This window comes from Haloarchaeobius litoreus, assembly GCF_024495425.1.
In the GTDB taxonomy this organism is placed as follows: Archaea; Halobacteriota; Halobacteria; order Halobacteriales; family Natrialbaceae; genus Haloarchaeobius; species Haloarchaeobius litoreus.
On the sequence record NZ_JANHJR010000001.1, the window covers coordinates 353,087 to 369,505 of the forward strand.

Here is a 16,419-nt window from a genome sequence, read left to right on the forward strand (position 1 = left end):
TCAAACGTATGCTGCTACAGCAACAGAGATTATGATGATTGACAGAATTATTACATATCCGGTGCAGTTCTTGTTGAACACCATCCGCTGGCTATTCTACGGGACATACAACTCCATCGTGGCCCAGGACGTACGGTTTCTGTTCAGCTCCTTCTGCTCACAACGACTCCCGCTGTCGACCTCGTTCCCGCATCCCGTCGGAGTCGTCATTTCGAGCGACAGTCCCATCGGAGAGAACGTAAGCATATTGCAGAACGTGACAATCGGTGGGAACGGAGACGGTATCGCCCCCCGAATCGGCGACGACGTTACGATACACAGCGGTGCGGTCGTTGTGGGGGACATCGACATCGGCGATGGTGCCGTCATCGGTGCCAACTCAGTCGTTCTCTCGGACGTGCCAGCGGGCGCAACAGTCGTCGGTGCTCCTGCCCATGTCGTAAAGGAACCGTAGTCGGCGGACGCAGTTGAGAAAACGATTCCGACGGGGTCAGCGGATCAGGGGTTCGTACCAGTCACGATTCGCCTCATACCAGTCGATGAACTCACCGACGCCTTCGCGGATGGTCGTCGTCGGCTCATACCCGATGATCTCGTTGGCTTTCTCGATGCTCGCATGCGTGTGCTCGGCGTCCGCAGCGAAGCGCTCGTCGTACTCGAGTTCGACACCGGGCGCGAGCTGATCGCGAACCTCCTCGGCGAGCGCCTTGATGCTGATATTGTCCGTGCTTCCGATGTTCATGACCTCTCCGTTGGCGGCGTCGGTTTCGAGCAGTGAACGGTTCGCGGTAAGGATGTCGTCGACGAAGGTGAAATCGCGTGTCTGCGTCCCGTCCCCGTAGATGACCGGTGGCTGACCGTTGAAACAGCGGGAAACGAAGTTGCTGATGGCCATGTTCGGGCGCATCCGGGGGCCGTAGACGGTGAAGTACCGGAGTGCGACCGTGGGAAGATCGTATACGTCGTTGTACATCCGGACGTACTGCTCGGACGCCAGTTTGGAGACACCGTACGGGCTGACTGGCGTCGTCGGATGGTCCTCGTCGTAGGGGAGGTACTCCGGTTTCCCATACACCGAGGACGAGCTGGCGACGACGAGGCGTTCGATGTCCGTCTGCCGGGCTGCTTCGAGAACGTTGAGCGTTCCGCAAACATTGACGTCGTTGTACGACTGGGGCTTTTCGACGCTGTCACGGACGCCGACACGGGCGGCCTGGTGGTAGACCATGTCCGCCCAGTCGACGTACCGTTCGATTATATCCTCGTCTCGGATGTCGCCTTCGACGAACTCGTACGTCCCGTCGGCCGCTTCGGCCGCCGCTACGTTCTGCTCTTTGATGCTCAATGAGTAGTTGTCAAACAGAGAGTCGAGCGCGACGACATCGTGTCCGTCGAGGACGAACTCCTCGGCGAGGTGGCCGCCGATGAACCCGGCACCACCAGTGACCAGTATCTTCATGCTGTTACCCTGTTTCTGCCCGCCGTCTCACAAGTAGTTATCGCGTTTCGGTCAGTGAGGGGCACTCCGTAACTCCTATGACGCCACTCTCGGATAGGTAGCGGTAGATGAGCGAGCCGTCCGTCAGCGTCGTCATCACCACCTACAACCGGTGCGAACTGGTCGGCGACGCCATCGAGAGCGTGCTCGCACAGACCTACTCGAACTTCGAGCTGTTCGTCGTCGACGACGCGTCGACCGACGACACGGAAGCGGTCGTCGGGTCGTACGACGACGAACGGCTGACCTACGTCCGCCACGAGACGAACAGACATCTCTCAGCGGCCCGGAATACCGGCATCGAACTGGCGAACGGAGAGTACATCGCATTCCTCGACGACGACGACGAGTGGGTCGAGACCAAACTCGAACGGCAGGTCGAGCGGTTCGAGGAGGCGTCCAGCCGAGTTGGACTCGTCTACTGCTGGATGGACTACTACGAGGGCGACGAGGTCATCGCGGAGTATCATCCCACCTTCCGTGGCGACATCTACCCACGGACGCTTGGTCGACAGCCGCTCGGCAACGGTTCGACGTGGCTGGTCAAGGCGGAGGTCTTCGACGCGGTCGGCGGCTTCGACGAGGACATCCGTCGGGGGGTTGACGGTGACTTCGTCAGGCGGGCGTGTAAGGAGTACCACGTCGATGTCGTCCCGGAGGTGCTGACGGTGTACAACGTCGGTCACGGTTCTCGACGCATCACCGGCGAGGACGAGGACAGTATCCGGGCTGCGATAGAGGGACAGCGAACGAAGTTCCAAAAGTACGGCCCCGCATTCAGGGAGTACCCGAGACAGGAGGCTATCGTACGGGCGAAGATTGGCTGGCGTCGAACCCAGCTAGGTGAGTGGTGGGATGGAATAGCCGAGTTCGACCGGGCCTTCAGACTTGCACCGACCTGTACGACAGTGTACTACTACGTGGGCGTCGCTGTCTTCCACGCACTCAAGCGATATCTCCCATCGCAATCATCATGAATCGAGAGGCAGGTAACCGGCACGAGGTTCAGTGAGTACCGATGACCGACGACTTCGACGAAGAACAGCAGATACAGGAGCAACAGTACGAGTACCCCTACCACTACCTGCCGCGAGTCGAGGATGGGAACTACAGTCAGACGCAGTACTGGTCGTGGGGCATCCACTATCTAGGCGGGATGCGAGTCGTCCTCGACCAACTCTCGGACTGGACGTTCGATTCCCTCGTCGACGTCGGGTGCGGTGACGGTCGGTTCCTGCGGGAACTACACGTAGCTCAACCCGATGTCGATTCACTGGGCGTCGACTACTCTGAACGTTCCATCGCAATGGCGAACGGAATGAACCCACATCTTACCTACGAGGCCCGGAATATCCTCGAGGAGGATCTGGACCGGGCGTTCGATGTCGCCACCTGCATCGAGGTGCTCGAACACATTCCACCTGAGGACTGCGCGGCGTTCGTCGAGGCCATCGCCGGGACGCTAGCCGACGACGGCAAGCTCGTCCTGACGGTCCCACACGTGAACAAGTCGGTCTCGGAAAAGCACTACCAGCACTTCGACTCGGACAAACTCGTCGACCTTCTCGACCCACAGTTCGACCGCGTCGAGTTCGTCCCGTTCGACCGGCAGTCGAAGGTGTTCACCGCGCTGGAACTGGCCGTCGGTGGCCGGGGGAACCAGTTCGTCGTCAACTCGCCACTGGTGCTGAACAGGCTCTGGGGGTTGTACGAGCGCCGGTACATGTACGCCGATAGCGAGGCGAACTGCCGTCGAATCGCTGCGGTCTGTGAGAGATGACGCGGGAATCGGGAGCGACCGACGAGGGCGACGCCGGACACGGCTGGAGCAGGCACGACCTCGCCGTCGACACCGGAGACGGACGGCTCGACGACACCGATCCGACGGCCGAAACCCCGCTGGTTACCGCTGTCGTCACGACGTACGACCGGTTCGAGGAGGCGACGCGAGCCATAGAGAGCGTGCTCGCCCAGACGTACGAACCGGTCGAGTTCATCGTTGTCGAGGACGGAACTGAAAGCGGTATTGAGGTGTGGCTCACCGAGCAGGGCCATTACTCGGTCCGGTACGTTCGACATGCGACGAATCAGGGGCTCGCCGGAGCACGGAACACCGCCATCGCGCTCGCCTCGGGCGACTACGTGGCTTTCCTCGACGACGACGACAGCTGGAAGCCGGAGCGCATCGAACGACAGGTGTCGGCACTTAGGTCGCTCTCCGACGGGGAACGCGAGAATCTCGGTGTCGTCTACTGTGCAGTCGAGGCGCGGGAGGACGGGCGGGTCACCTCCGTGATTCCCCCCGAGAATAGTGGGAACCTCCGTGAGGCCATCGCCCGTGACGGGCCGTCGACGCTCCAGTCCGCCTGCTTGTTCTCGAAGCGTGCCCTGCTCGCCGTCGACGGCTACGACGAGGAACTCGTCTCGTCGGTCGACCACGACATTTGGCTCTCGCTTGCCGTGGGCGGTTACAGCGCGGTGACCGTCGCAGAGCCCCTGGTCGTGTCCTACGACACGTTCGCCGACAGCATGATGACGAACACCGACGAGCGCATCGAGGGCGTCGCACAGTTCGTCGAGAAGTGGCGGCCGACGTACGTCGACTGGTTCGGGCGGGAGGAAGCTGACCGCCGCCTCCAACGTTACTTCGCCCGCGTCATCGCGCGGCTGGCAGCAACGAAACTCGTCAGCGGGAGTTTCGGCGAGGCGAGACGAGCGATTGCTGTCCTGTTCGAACGGAGCGACCAGACCAGCTACAACGTCGCAACGCTGGCACTGTTGACGGCCGAAGCGGCGGTTAAACGGTTCGTCCCACCAGCTCTCGTCCGCCGACTCGCCGCGATTCGCAACCGGTAGTCGACCGTCGGTGACAGTTTACAGGTAGCCGAGGTCTTCGAGCTGTTGCTGCCGACTCGCGGAGAGGCCTTCACTGCCGGAGTCTTTGCTGTCCTCGTCGGGGAAAGACTGGACCGCGTCTTCGCATGTCTCGACGAGGTGCTCGGGTGCGTCAGCGCGGGACCGTGCATCGTCGTCGTTCCACACGTCCATGTCACCGTTCGAGTAAGCGATGACGGTCCAGGGGTCGTCGAAGCCGACGACGGAGTGCGTCATCGACTGCCGAGTGACGAACCAGTCGGGAATGTGGTCGTACCGGTCGAACGAATCCCGGTGAAAGGGGTTCGCCGGGAGCTCGAACAGGGTGGGCCCGTCAGTCGTCAGTGCATTGCCGATCGATTCAAGCGAACCGTCGACGAACGACGCAGGGCCGGTCAACAGCTGGTTTGAAAGTGCGGTGAGCGGCACGCGCTGTTCGACGGTTTCAGGTTCTATGTCGGGGTTCGCGACGATGAGCGGGACTCGCATGTGATGCTCGTTGACGGAGTTTATATGCCCCATCGACCGTTCGCCACGGATGTCCTCCTCACCGAGCGCCTCGCCGTGGTCCGCAGTCACGACGACCAACGTTTCGTCCCGAAGTCCGGCGCGCTCCAGCGAGGCGAGCAACCGCCCGACCAATTCGTCGACGCTGTGGACCTCTCCGCGGTAGGCGGCACGGACGAGTTCGAGGTCGTCCTCGTTGACATCGTCAGCGAAGTAGCGGTCTAGAAACACCCTCGGGTTCGAGAGGTCCGGTTCGATATCGGTGATGTCCTCCCGTCCGTACTGGCCGTCGGTGACCGTCCGCAGGTGGTCTTCTGGCGGTTCGTACGGGAAGTGAGCGTCCATCAGATTCGCAAACGCGAAGAACGGGTTTTCACCGTCGCTGTGGCGCTCAAACACGTCGACAAGACGTTGCTCGGTGCGCTCGGAGGCCGCGGTTAGGTAGCCGTATTTGTCTGTCGAGAGGCCTGGAATCCGGTCGCGGAGTGCGTACCTGTCGTTCAGTTCGATGCCGATCGCTCTGACGTAGTTCTCGACACTTGCGAGCGGATTGTCGTGCTGAAGTGCTTTTCCGAAGACGGTGAGATAGGTACGTATGTCGGGACCGTCCAGCGGCTCATGTCGACGGACCGCCGAGAACGGGTTCAGTCCGTTCGGATTGAGCGGCCGTCGTGTCTCGTAGAACTCGTCGAAGCTGTTCCCAAAGCCCTGACTCATGGAGAAGTAGATGTTCGACGTGAGACCGACCGTATCGAAGCCGTTCCGGTTGAACGACTCGACCAGTGGAAGCGAACTTATCTTCTGTTCCCGCCAATAGCAGTGGTGTTCGTGGGCCCATTCGCCCGTGAATATCGATGCATGCGACGGGAGAGACCAGTCCGCCGGAGCGATGCAGTCCTCGAACGAACAGTTCTCCTCGGCCAGCTTCGTCAGATTTGGCGCGGTCTCGGGAGTTACCGCATCCCCTCTGAGACAGTCGAGGACGAGATACAGAACGTTCGGTGCCATACCAGATGGAGAATCCATGGATATAAGAAAGGTACTTTCTACACCACCACGCCCCCACGTGGAGTCACGATTCGCCCCGGGACAGCGGCACCTGCTCGACGAGTAGTTCGCCGATGTGCTCTATTGAGAACACCGACTCGTAGCGCTCCCGGCCCTGTCTGGCGATTCGGTCGCAAGTTTCGGGATCGTCCCGGAGATCACGGATGGCGTCGGCGAGCGCGTCCGGGTCCTCCGGTGGAACGAGGACGATGTCCTCGCCGTCGGTGAACCACTCCTCGATGGCTGGCGAGCGCATCGTGACGACGGCGGTTCCGGCGGCGACACCTTCGCTCACCTTGTTCGTGATACTGGCCCGCGAGCGCGGGTCGTCCGCGAAGATGCCGAGTGCAACGTCGCCTCCAGCGGCCGCCTCCGAGAGCTCCTCCCAGGGGACACGGCCTCGGAACTCGACATTCGACACGTCTAGTCCGTCGATTCGCTCCCGGATGCAGTCGAGCTTCGGCCCCTCGCCGAGGAAGACAAAGTCGACGTCCTCGTCTCGAAGTCGATCGATAGCGCCAACGACTGTGTCGAGCCCGTGGTGTGGGAGGAAGTTCCCCCAGTAGACGACGGTGAACGAGTCGAACGGGGAGTCTTCCCGTGGGTGGAACCAAGTGTCGTCGGCGCCGAGCGGTAGGCCGACGATTCGCTCGCGTGGAAGCGAGTACAAATCGGTGTAGAGCCGGGCGAACTCGGCCGTCTCGGTAAGGTGGTACGCTGGTAACCGAAGCGTAATTCGTTCGATCCAGTGGACCACCTTCACCTTCCACGAGGCGTAGCCGCGCATCTCGCCGGTCCGGTAGAGCGAAACGAATAGGTCGTAGATCAGGATGGCGTCCAGCCACCACGCAGCCAGCGCCGCCGCCGGAAGCATGAGAACATTGAACTTCGTGACGAGGATGGCGTCGATATCGCCCTCCCGGGAGAGCTGCCACAGTCGCCGGAGCACGACGCCGTAGAAGAATGGGAGCAACAGCAGTTTCCGGACGCCGATGAACAGCGGTTCGTCGCGGTACCGGCACTCCTTCACCGTGACACCCTGCGATTCGAGTCCCTCACGCAGCGAGACCTCTCTGAAGTACTCGTAGTCGTAGTCCCCGAGAAGGATGACAGTCCTGTCGTCTACACTCATCAACTGCCCCTATCTCGCCGAAGCGCGAGTATAAGCGTACCTATCATTTCTCGCGGAGCACTCGACGGTCGGGCTAGCCGGTAATCGTGTTGCTCGGGAGGTTTCGCGAGAGCGTCGTCCTGAAGTCCCGCGAGATAGCGGTAAGGACGGCGAAGTAGACGCCAGCACCGATACTGACGAGCACAACCACGAACACCAGATTGTAACCGCTGAAGTAGCTGGAGAGCACCGTCCGTGCACCCAGCACCACGCCACCCATCAAGAGCGCCGAAAGACACTGTCTGGCAATCTCCCCGAGAGGTGGGTCGATATCGAACCACGACCGTGCGTAGCGGGCCGACATCAGGAGGGCAATTCCTGACGAGAGCATCGTCGCGACCGCCGCACCGACGATGTCGAACTGGTAGATGAGTACCACGTTCAGGATCGTGTTGGCGACGACGAACACGCTGTTTGACCGGAACGCGATATCGGGTCTGTCTATCGCGTTGAAGGCGTTCACGAGTTGTTTGTTGAACGTCCAGATAATGGCCGCCATCACGAGGATGGCGAACACCTCCGTCCCCCTCGTGAACGTCGGCCCGTAGATACGGAGCACCCTGTCACCGACGATGATGGCACCGACGAAGCCGGGGATGAGGACCAGCCCCGAGTACATCAGCGCGTCCTCGGTCAACCCAACGACTGCTTCCCTGTTCCCGTCCGTGGATTGCTTGCTCATCTCGGGGAAGATGGTTGTCTGGATTCCGTTCCCGAAGATGGTCAGAAACACGACTATCGACCAGACGACGGAGTAGACACCGACCAGCCCAGAGGCGACGAACACACCGAGTACCGTCACGTCGAGATTGCCGTAGAAGCGCTGGCTCAAGTTTCCGAGCCACGAGTATTTCGCGAACTTGAACAGGGAGACGAAGTGTTCTCGGCGCGGGGCCGCTGGACGGATGTCTATCACCCAGAGGGCGACGATGCCGGTCAACAGACTCGACACCGCATAGCCCGTGACCATCCCACCGATCCCCCAGCCGACTGCCACGAGCGCGATCTGGACGGCGCTCTTGACCGCCTGTCCGCCGATCTGAAGCAGGGATTCGAGGTGGACCAGACGCCGGCCGTGGAGCGCGGCGTTGAGGATGGATTTGAACGTAATGAGTGCGAGGAGTGGGATGACGAACAGAACCGCGCTCGTGCCGACGTAGGAATCGACGGTGTCGCCGAACAGTAGGATGACGAGCGTGGCAACGACAGTGACGCCCCCGGCGAACACCAGCCCCGCTCCGAAGTACTTCTCGGACTCGCTTCCCTCGCTGATGCGTTTCGTGATGGATTCCGAGAGCCCGACCTGCGAGGCGATACCAACCCACATCACCAGTGCGAGAATCAGTGCAAACTGACCCAGAACGGCGTCGCCGAGCACTCTCGCGAAGTAGACGGTCGCGACGAAACCGAGCGCTGAACCTGCGAACCGTGAAACTGAGTATATGATAGACGTTTGACCGATTCGCATGGTTGGGTCGGCCGGTGGAGGGGAGGCGGCCGCTTAATCTACACTGGCAGTCGCGGTTTGAAACCTGTATCGGTTTCGAAACTCTACTGCCGCGAGGCGACGAACTCGTCGGCGCTGCTATCGCTCACTCTCGTAGTCGTCTAGCAGGTTCGGTTTGAGAATCGCGTAGACGTAGCCGAACCCGACCATCGCGGTGAAGACGAACAGCGCGACGAGCTGTTTCACCTTCGCCAGCTCGGGTTCCCTGACGAGCGAGACGAGCCGTTCGGGGACGTGCTTCGTCAGCAGGTCCGCGAGGTACTCGTTCTTGTCGCCCGACGCTTCGGGGATGATGTGGTCCATGATGCGCTTCGAGTAGCCCTGCCAGAACGAGCGGCTGGCGAGCCACCGGAAGTCGCCGCGGTACTCGAACAGCTTGTGGTGGACCTTCGCGTCGGTATTATAGATTACTCCACGCCCGTACTCGCGACGGATGCGTGCGCCCACCGTCGACTCGTGCGCCTGGATATGTTTGTCGCCCTTGCGACCGGTGTTCTCATCGTAGCCGCCGACGTTCAGCAGGACCTCGCGTCGGAACGAGATGTTCGAGCCGTACGTGTTGCGCAGCTCTTCCATGTGCTCGCCGAAGCCCTTCTCGTCGCAGCCGACGAGCCAGTAGAACTCGTCGGGGAAGAAGTCGGGCTTTGCGACCTGCCAGTCCGGGAGGACCTGCCCGCCGACGGCGACGGCGTCGGTTTCTTCGTACGTACGAACGAGGGTCTCGATCCAGTCGGGTTCCGCGGCGGCGTCGTCGTCGATCATCGCGACGATGTCGCCCGTCGCGAGCTTGGCACCTTTCGTCCGCGAATAGGAGATGCCGCGGTTCTCGTCGTTGCAGTGGATGCGGACGGTCTCCTCGTCGCCGAAGTCGGCGACGGTCCGCTTGTGCACCTCTTCGTTTCCGTCGATGACGAGGACGATCTCGATGTCGTCGTATGTCTGATTTAGAACACTTTCGATGGCTTCCGAGAAGACCTCGTAGCGGTCCGTCGGGTACGTACAGATGACGACGGAGACGTTCATCGTTCGGATTCACCCCCGAAGCGCGAATAAGCGTTTTGCATCGCGCTTTTCCCGACTCTCCGAAACGATTACACAAGGCTTATTCGTGGCTTCAGACTTTTCCCGTACAATGAGTACGTCGACCGGAGAGGAGACCGAAACCGAGGAAACGACCTCGGAGTCCCTCCTCGAAGCCTTCGAACGCTGGTATCACGTGCCGGGCGTGGGGCTGATAATGCTGTTCATGCTCTGGGTCAGGCTCCAACCGCTCGATAAGTTCACGCGGAACGGGCAGGTGTTCTTCGCCGGCAACGACGCCTGGTACCACTACCGGCAGGTGTCGTGGACCGTCCGCAACTGGCCGTGGACGATGCCCTACGACGTCTATACCCAGTACCCGACAGGCACCAGAGCGGACCAGTTCGGCACGCTTTTCGATCAGATCGTCGCGACTGGCGCTCTCATCGTCGGGCTCGGTGACCCGTCCCAACAGACTATCGGCATGACGCTGCTTGTCGCCCCCGCCGTCTTCGGCGCCGTCGTCGCCGTCCCCACCTACTTCATCGGGAAGCGACTCGGTGGCCGGTCGGGTGGTGTCGCGGCTGCGCTGGTTCTCGCACTCCTCCCAGGGGTCTTCCTCCGGCGCAGTACGGCCGGGTTCTCCGACCACCACGTCGCCGAGGTTCTCTTCCAAGCCTTCGGGGTGCTCGCTGTGATGATTGCTCTTCGATCGGCAGAGCGCGAGAAGCCCGTCTTCGAACTGCTGCTCGACCGGGACTGGGCCGCCCTCCGCGAGCCGACCAAGTGGGCCGGACTCGCCGGCCTCGCGATCGGTCTCTACATGTGGGTATGGCCGCCCGCAGTCGTCATCGTCGGTATCCTCGGCGTCTTCTACACCATCGCCCTCGTCGTCGAGTATCAGGCCGGTCGGTCACCGGACCACCTCGCCTACACAGGCGTCGTCATCGGTGTCGTGAGTGCGGTGCTGGTGCTCTTGAGCATCGACCAGTTTACTCTTGGCGTGACCTCTCTCTCGCCGCTGCAGGTCGGTATCTCGCTCGGACTCGCTGCCGGCTCTGCGTTCATCGCCTACCTCGCACGCGTCTGGAACGGGCTCGATGTCCAGACGATCCGCACTGTCGTTCTCCCGCTGAGCGCGGTGCTGTTCCTCGCGCTCGTGCTGGCGCCTCTCTTCGGGTTCACGTTCCTCCCGTATCCGTTCGCGATCATCTTCCTCATCGCGGGATCGCTCGCGTTCGGGTCCTACTACGTCCACGAGGACGAACGCCGCGTCCACTTCCCGCTCGCGGTCGGCTCGCTACTGGTACTCGGCCTCGCCGGCGCTCGATTCCTCGTACCGCCGGTGTACAACCGGCTGATCTCCAGCCTCAAGCAGACGGTGGCTCTGAGCGTCAGCGACAACATTCTGACTATCGGTGAGGCGCAGTCCGTCGTCGGGGCGGGCGACCCGTTCTTCCAGACCGCGACGCAGTTCTTCGGCTCGCAGTACGGACTGAGCTACATCCTGGCCCTCGTCGCGCTCGTCTGGCTCCTTTCCTACCTGTATCTCGGTGAGGAGTACCGCGCCGAGTACCTGCTCGTCGCCGTCTGGACTGTCTTCGCGTTCCTGATGGCGCTGACGCAGGTCCGCTTCAACTACTATCTCGTCGTCCCCATCGCGGCGCTGAACGGCTGGTTCCTGGGCCGTATCGTCTCGTTTATCGGATTCAAAAACATCACCGACGAGGCGTTCGACATCGAACCCTACCAGGTCATCGCCATCGTTGCGGTGCTGATGCTCGTGCTCGTCCCGTTGGTTCCGGGCACGAACATGACCTCGACGACCGTCGACCAGCAGGCACAGGGCCTCTCGCCCGGTTCGGTGCTCATCTGGAACGAGAGTACGGAGTGGATGCAGCAGAACACGCCCCAGCCTGGACAGTACGGTGATGCAGACAACGACCTGGGCTACTACGACCGCTACCCGGACCAGGACGACTTCGAGTATCCCGAGGGAGCGTACGGCGTGATGTCGTGGTGGGACTACGGCCACTGGATCACAACCAAGAGCGAACGCGTCCCGGTGGCGAATCCGTTCCAGGGGAACGCCGAAATTGCCTCCGCCTACCTCCAGGCCCAGGACGAAACGCGTGCGAATCTCCTGCTCGAGGCGCTCCCGAACAGGGACGATGCTGACGGCGCTATCTACAACCTCAGTAACGAAGAGCTCCGGAGCCTCATCGACGAGCAGACCGAACAGGAGGCCCACGAGGACACGCAGTACGTCGTCATCGACTATCAGATGGCCGGCGGCAAGTTCGGTGCCATCGCGACCTGGACCGGTCCGGGTCCGAGCTCCTATTACAACCAGCGTGAGAACGTGACCGTCGGTGGCCAGCAGGCCGCACTGCCGACCCGCTCTGAGTCGTACGAGAACACGATGCTCTCGCGGCTCTACTTCGACGACGCCGAGGGGATGGAGCACTACCGGCTGGTCCACGAGGCGACGAACCAGCGTGTGTTCACCTCCATCGCGATAAACGAATCGGGAACGCTGCAGCCGACGCGGTTCGTCAACCAGCCGCTCCCGATTCAGCAGTACTTCCAGTACCAGATGCAGCCGCAGTACGAGACGTACAACACCGAGGCCGAGTCCACCGTGAAGACCTACGAACGGGTCCCCGGTGCGACGCTCAGCGGTCAGGCCGACGTGAGCAGTCCGACGAACGTCACCGCACGCGTCGAGCTCACCTCGGACACCCTGAACCGGACGTTCAACTACACGCAGACGGTTCAGACCGACTCGGAGGGCAACTTCGAGGTCACGGTCCCGTACGCGACGAACGACGAGCTCGGGCCCGAGGACGGGGCCACCGACGTCGCCGTCGAGGCGACCGGTGACTACGAGATCACCTACGGAAACGAGTCCGCGCGGGTGTCCGTCCCCGAGACGGCGGTCGTCAGCGAGGACAGCTCGCCCATCGAGGTCACGTTCGACGGGAACGCCTCGACGTCGTCGAGCGACGAGTCCGAAGAGTCCGCCGACGACCTGGAGCGGACCGACGGCGCGCTCCTCCCCGTCCGTCATCACGCGCCGCTGGCGTAACGAGTCGAAAGCGAACTGTTTTCCCGGCCACGGTTGGTACTGACCGTCGATGCGTTCGTCACTCTCCGTCTACCTGAAGGGGTTCCTCATGGGTGCGGCAGACACCGTACCCGGGGTCTCAGGCGGGACAATCGCCCTCATCACCGGCATCTACGAACGGCTGATCAACGCGATCACGGCCGTCGGACCGTCGGACGCCCGGCTCGTGCTGTCGTTCCATACGGCCGAGGGGCGGACCGACCTCCGTGACCTGTTCGTGCAAGCCGACGGCGTGTTCCTGCTGGTCCTGGGCCTCGGTATCGCCTCCGCGGTGCTCACGCTCTCTCGCGTCCTCGAACACACCCTGGAGCAGTTCCCGGCGTTCACCGCTGCCTTCTTCTTCGGTCTCATCGGTGCCTCGGCCATCGTCCTCTACTCCGAGGTCGACGTGGGGACGTCGAAGCGGCTGGCCGTCGCGCTATTCGGTATCGTACTTGCGGCCGGCCTGTCGAGCCTGCCTGAGAGCGCGATCGGAAGCTCGTACCCCGTCGTCTTCGTCGCTGGCGCCATCGCCGTGTGTGCGATGATACTCCCTGGTGTCTCGGGCTCGTTCCTCCTCTACGTGCTCAACCAGTACGAGTTCATGATCACGAACCTCACGGCGTTCGTCGACGGCGTCATCGCCCTCGTGGATGGGGGCGACCTCGCCTCCCTCACGGAGCCGTTCACCGTCGTCGTCACCTTCTGTACCGGCGCGCTGCTCGGACTCCTGACGATGGCGCGGGTGGTGAAGTGGGCGTTTCGAGAGTTCCGTGCGGGGACGCTCACGTTCCTGGTGAGCCTGATGGTCGGCGGCCTCGTGAAGCCGCTTTCGACCATCGCGGCCGAGGCACAGCTCGGCTCCACGACCGAGGTCGCGGGGATCGTCGTATTCGCGCTGGTCGGCGGTAGCCTCGTACTGGGTGTCGACTCCGTAACGGGAGAAATCGACTATTAGTACCGGTCTTCAGTCGCTGGGCCGATTGGTGATTACTGCACGATATTCGAACTGACCAGTCGTGCAGCTATACTTGTACTTTCTGGCCGACAGTCGTCCATTGTGCGGCACTACTGGCGAGATGTATCGTTATTAATTTCAGAACAATACATTCTTTTACCGATTGGGTAATAAACCGTGAAATTTTATAAGTAATATTAAGATAATTTGATGTGTGTGCCCGCGCACCATGCAAGTACAATGTCGAAGAAAGGCACCATGTCCGACTGGCTGTCCGAGCACCCGCGTATGATTGGCGTCCTGTTCATGATCGGCCTGCTGCTCATGCAGGCGGCACCTGTCGCTGCGACCGGTGCGACTGCGAACCCCGGCCCGTAAAGCAGCTGTTCTCGCGACGACTGGTTACTGGAAGTCCACGGTACCGATAGTGTTGTTCCAGTGGAGTTGACCGTCGAACTCGACTGGGGAGACCGTCCACATCAGATACTCGAATAGCTCGTGCTCGCTGAGCTGGAACGTTCGCATCTTCCCCGGGAGCAGATAGTACTCGTCCACAGCATTGAGCGTCGGCATGGTCAACGAACCGAGCTGGAGTTCCTTGGTCGGGTACGTCTGTATCGTCAACTCGTACGAGTCACTACCGAGTTTCTCGACGTGGCACACGATCGGTGGGCCTCCCTCCGACTGAACGACGTCGACAGAGCCGTCACCGACGACGAGGTACTGCTCACCGATTCGGGTGTGTTCGTGGACGAGTTCGACCGCCGCACGGAGCGGGAAACCGAGGTTCAGGAGGTGGGCCACGGCGTGGCCGATCTCGACAGCGTGCTCGTTCACGACGTCTCCGAGTGTCGCGACACCACCGAACGAGCCCTTCTTGATCAACGCCTCGGCCTGCTCGAACGAGCGGCAGGCGTTGAGCAGGAACACGTTCACACCGACGGAATCCAGATCGCGGATATCGAGTTCGCCGTCGGTACATCGGAGTCCAGTCGGCGTCGCGTGACCGATGTAGTGAAGGAAATCACAGCTGCCGTCCGTCAGCAACTCGCCGAGTTGCTCTCGGGGAATGCCGAAGTACGAATCGACGTTGTACGGCAAGTCCTCACGTTCACCGTAGACATCGTCAAGCGAGACCTGCTCGTCAAGCATCCGTGGGTCGTTGCAGACGACAGTGATGTTGATCGAGTCGCTCCGTCGGCCCTGTCCCAGCTGATGCGTGAACGAATCGACCGAGGCCTTGGATGCACTCATCGGTAGCCGGTCCCCGAACCAGGCATGCTCGATTGACTCCTCGTTGACCGCTGGCTCGACGAGCGTCATCGCAACCTCGTTGGATGCCGAATTTCTGGCGTACGACCGGCGTAATCTCGTCTCCGGGGCGGTCGTCGTGGTGGTCCTCGAGATCTGGCGCTCGATTCCGCGGGGCTCCCGGATTACGCCGAGATCGTTGACGATGTGAGGAATAGCCTCTACGTGATTCGGTTCTGACGGGACGTGTGCCGTCAGGCACCATCGAGGAATGTGTGGCTCAACGAGGTCGAACGGGACGGAGAGATACGACGCGAGCTGTTCGGAGAGGGGTCGCTCGTACATCTCCGAGATGTCGAAGGGAAGCTTCGACTCGATGGCGTGCCGTTCGTACAGGTCCACGTGGTGGATCCCTTCCGTTCTGACGACGCAGTCGAGAAGGAACACGTGCTTGAGAACTGTTGCAACGTCGTCCTCGAACTGCTCTCCCGGCGAGAACTCGTACTCGAACCCGTTCGTCGTTATCTTGGGTTCCGAACCGGGAACGAGCTCTGCACCGAGATAGAACGCGAGCGGGGCCGCGGAATAGATGTACCGGAGCTCAGAGGGGATGGCGATATCGATGTCCGTCTCCGGTTTCGAGAATCCGTCCGGGATGTCGAGTGTCTCACCAAGTTCGATGAGTGGAGGATGGCCACGGAGGGTCGGATAGGAACGTTCACTCGAGGTCGTCTTGAGTGCCGACGACAGGGTACTGACGGCTGCCATCATATCCTCCGGGCACTCAGTTGTCTGAATCGTCCCGGCGGGGTGCTTGTGATACGTTCTGACCCCGAAATCGACGGTCGTCGTCGTGTGAAAACTGACCTTCAACGAGTCGACGCCCTTCCTGATCTCCGGGGCAGCGTGGAAGCGCCAGTACAGCTTCACGGGCGCGGAGATTTCCAGACTGTACATGTCGAGCCCGTAACTACCGTCGGTGTTCGCTCCGACCGGCCCGTCACTCTCGCCGTTCGAACTTCGCAAGTACACTCCTTCAGAGCGTTGAATCGACAACTCGTTCACCTCAATGGTGAACGCCTTGTCGACGGGGAACTCGAAGGATTCGGGGTCGGTCGGGGTCGGCGAAACCGGCTCGTCGGTCACGACCTGGAGGCGTCGCTGTTTGATCTGGTCCGTGATGGCGACGCCGCATGGGTCGTCCGTTTCCTTGTAACTGACCTTCATGATGTTCCGACGATGCCTCGACGGTCGTGCGGTGAGCGGTTCGTGGCCGACTGCGCCACCACCCTGTCTTGCCGTCTCTGCAGGGAGTAGGGGGAGGTTTCAGCCGGACGTGAACGTTCCGTCCGGATCGGGTCGTGCCGGAGGTACCGCCGATGTCGTTAGGTGTAGATACCCGTCGTGCTACTTAAATTTCCTGCTGGTGGTTGTATCAACTGAAAATCAGTAATGGTGCGTTACCGGGGGAGGCCCGCCG

General features: G+C 61.3%; 13 protein-coding genes. 7 read left to right on the forward strand and 6 right to left on the reverse strand.

Features of this window, described 5'->3' with window-relative positions:
• Nucleotides 1-31: 31 nt before the first annotated feature.
• Complete coding sequence (locus NOW55_RS20545) at nt 32-454, forward strand: serine O-acetyltransferase (RefSeq protein ID WP_303648629.1); 423 nt, start codon at nt 32-34, stop codon at nt 452-454.
• A 36-nt stretch (nt 455-490) separates the two neighbouring features.
• Here the strand turns inward: NOW55_RS20545 and NOW55_RS01885 are convergent, their stop codons facing one another.
• Nucleotides 491-1,459, reverse strand: a complete 969-nt coding sequence (locus NOW55_RS01885) for a GDP-mannose 4,6-dehydratase (protein ID WP_256398357.1) — start codon at nt 1,457-1,459, stop codon at nt 491-493.
• A gap of 107 nt (nt 1,460-1,566) precedes the next feature.
• Between NOW55_RS01885 and NOW55_RS01890 the strand changes: the two genes are divergently transcribed.
• The 3 genes from NOW55_RS01890 to NOW55_RS01900 are packed head-to-tail and all read left to right on the forward strand — an operon-like array spanning nt 1,567 to nt 4,354.
• Nucleotides 1,567-2,475, forward strand: a complete 909-nt coding sequence (locus NOW55_RS01890; RefSeq protein WP_256398358.1) for a glycosyltransferase family 2 protein — start codon at nt 1,567-1,569, stop codon at nt 2,473-2,475.
• 41 nt (nt 2,476-2,516) lie between these two features.
• Complete coding sequence (locus NOW55_RS01895) at nt 2,517-3,278, forward strand: class I SAM-dependent methyltransferase (RefSeq protein ID WP_256398359.1); 762 nt, start codon at nt 2,517-2,519, stop codon at nt 3,276-3,278.
• On the forward strand, nt 3,275-4,354 hold the full coding sequence (locus tag NOW55_RS01900; RefSeq protein ID WP_256398360.1) for a glycosyltransferase family 2 protein: 1,080 nt from the start codon (nt 3,275-3,277) through the stop codon (nt 4,352-4,354). The genes NOW55_RS01895 and NOW55_RS01900 overlap by 4 nt, the downstream gene beginning before the upstream one ends.
• Before the next feature lie 18 nt (nt 4,355-4,372).
• Here the strand turns inward: NOW55_RS01900 and NOW55_RS01905 are convergent, their stop codons facing one another.
• The 4 genes from NOW55_RS01905 to aglG form a co-directional block, all read right to left on the reverse strand.
• On the reverse strand, nt 4,373-5,887 hold the full coding sequence (locus NOW55_RS01905) for a sulfatase-like hydrolase/transferase (protein ID WP_256398361.1): 1,515 nt from the start codon (nt 5,885-5,887) through the stop codon (nt 4,373-4,375).
• A gap of 64 nt (nt 5,888-5,951) precedes the next feature.
• Complete coding sequence (locus tag NOW55_RS01910; RefSeq protein WP_256398362.1) at nt 5,952-7,058, reverse strand: glycosyltransferase; 1,107 nt, start codon at nt 7,056-7,058, stop codon at nt 5,952-5,954.
• A gap of 73 nt (nt 7,059-7,131) precedes the next feature.
• Entirely contained in the window at nt 7,132-8,565 is a 1,434-nt protein-coding gene (locus NOW55_RS01915) for a flippase (RefSeq protein WP_256398363.1), read from the reverse strand.
• 117 nt (nt 8,566-8,682) lie between these two features.
• The gene (gene aglG, locus NOW55_RS01920) at nt 8,683-9,627 is read right to left on the reverse strand and encodes a glucosyl-dolichyl phosphate glucuronosyltransferase (protein WP_256398364.1); all 945 of its coding nucleotides are present in this window, start codon (nt 9,625-9,627) and stop codon (nt 8,683-8,685) included.
• Between the two features lie 109 nt (nt 9,628-9,736).
• Between aglG and NOW55_RS01925 the strand changes: the two genes are divergently transcribed.
• From NOW55_RS01925 to NOW55_RS01935, 3 genes are all read left to right on the forward strand, one after another.
• Nucleotides 9,737-12,712, forward strand: coding sequence for an STT3 domain-containing protein (locus NOW55_RS01925; protein ID WP_256398365.1), 2,976 nt, complete (start codon nt 9,737-9,739; stop codon nt 12,710-12,712).
• A gap of 49 nt (nt 12,713-12,761) precedes the next feature.
• Nucleotides 12,762-13,688, forward strand: a complete 927-nt coding sequence (locus NOW55_RS01930) for a DUF368 domain-containing protein (RefSeq protein WP_256398366.1) — start codon at nt 12,762-12,764, stop codon at nt 13,686-13,688.
• A 240-nt stretch (nt 13,689-13,928) separates the two neighbouring features.
• Nucleotides 13,929-14,066: a DUF7503 family protein gene (locus NOW55_RS01935; protein ID WP_256398367.1), complete on the forward strand. Its 138-nt coding sequence runs from the start codon at nt 13,929-13,931 to the stop codon at nt 14,064-14,066.
• Nucleotides 14,067-14,090: 24 nt separating this feature from the next.
• Here the strand turns inward: NOW55_RS01935 and NOW55_RS01940 are convergent, their stop codons facing one another.
• Entirely contained in the window at nt 14,091-16,085 is a 1,995-nt protein-coding gene (locus tag NOW55_RS01940) for a hypothetical protein (RefSeq protein ID WP_256398368.1), read from the reverse strand.
• Nucleotides 16,086-16,419 lie beyond the last annotated feature (334 nt).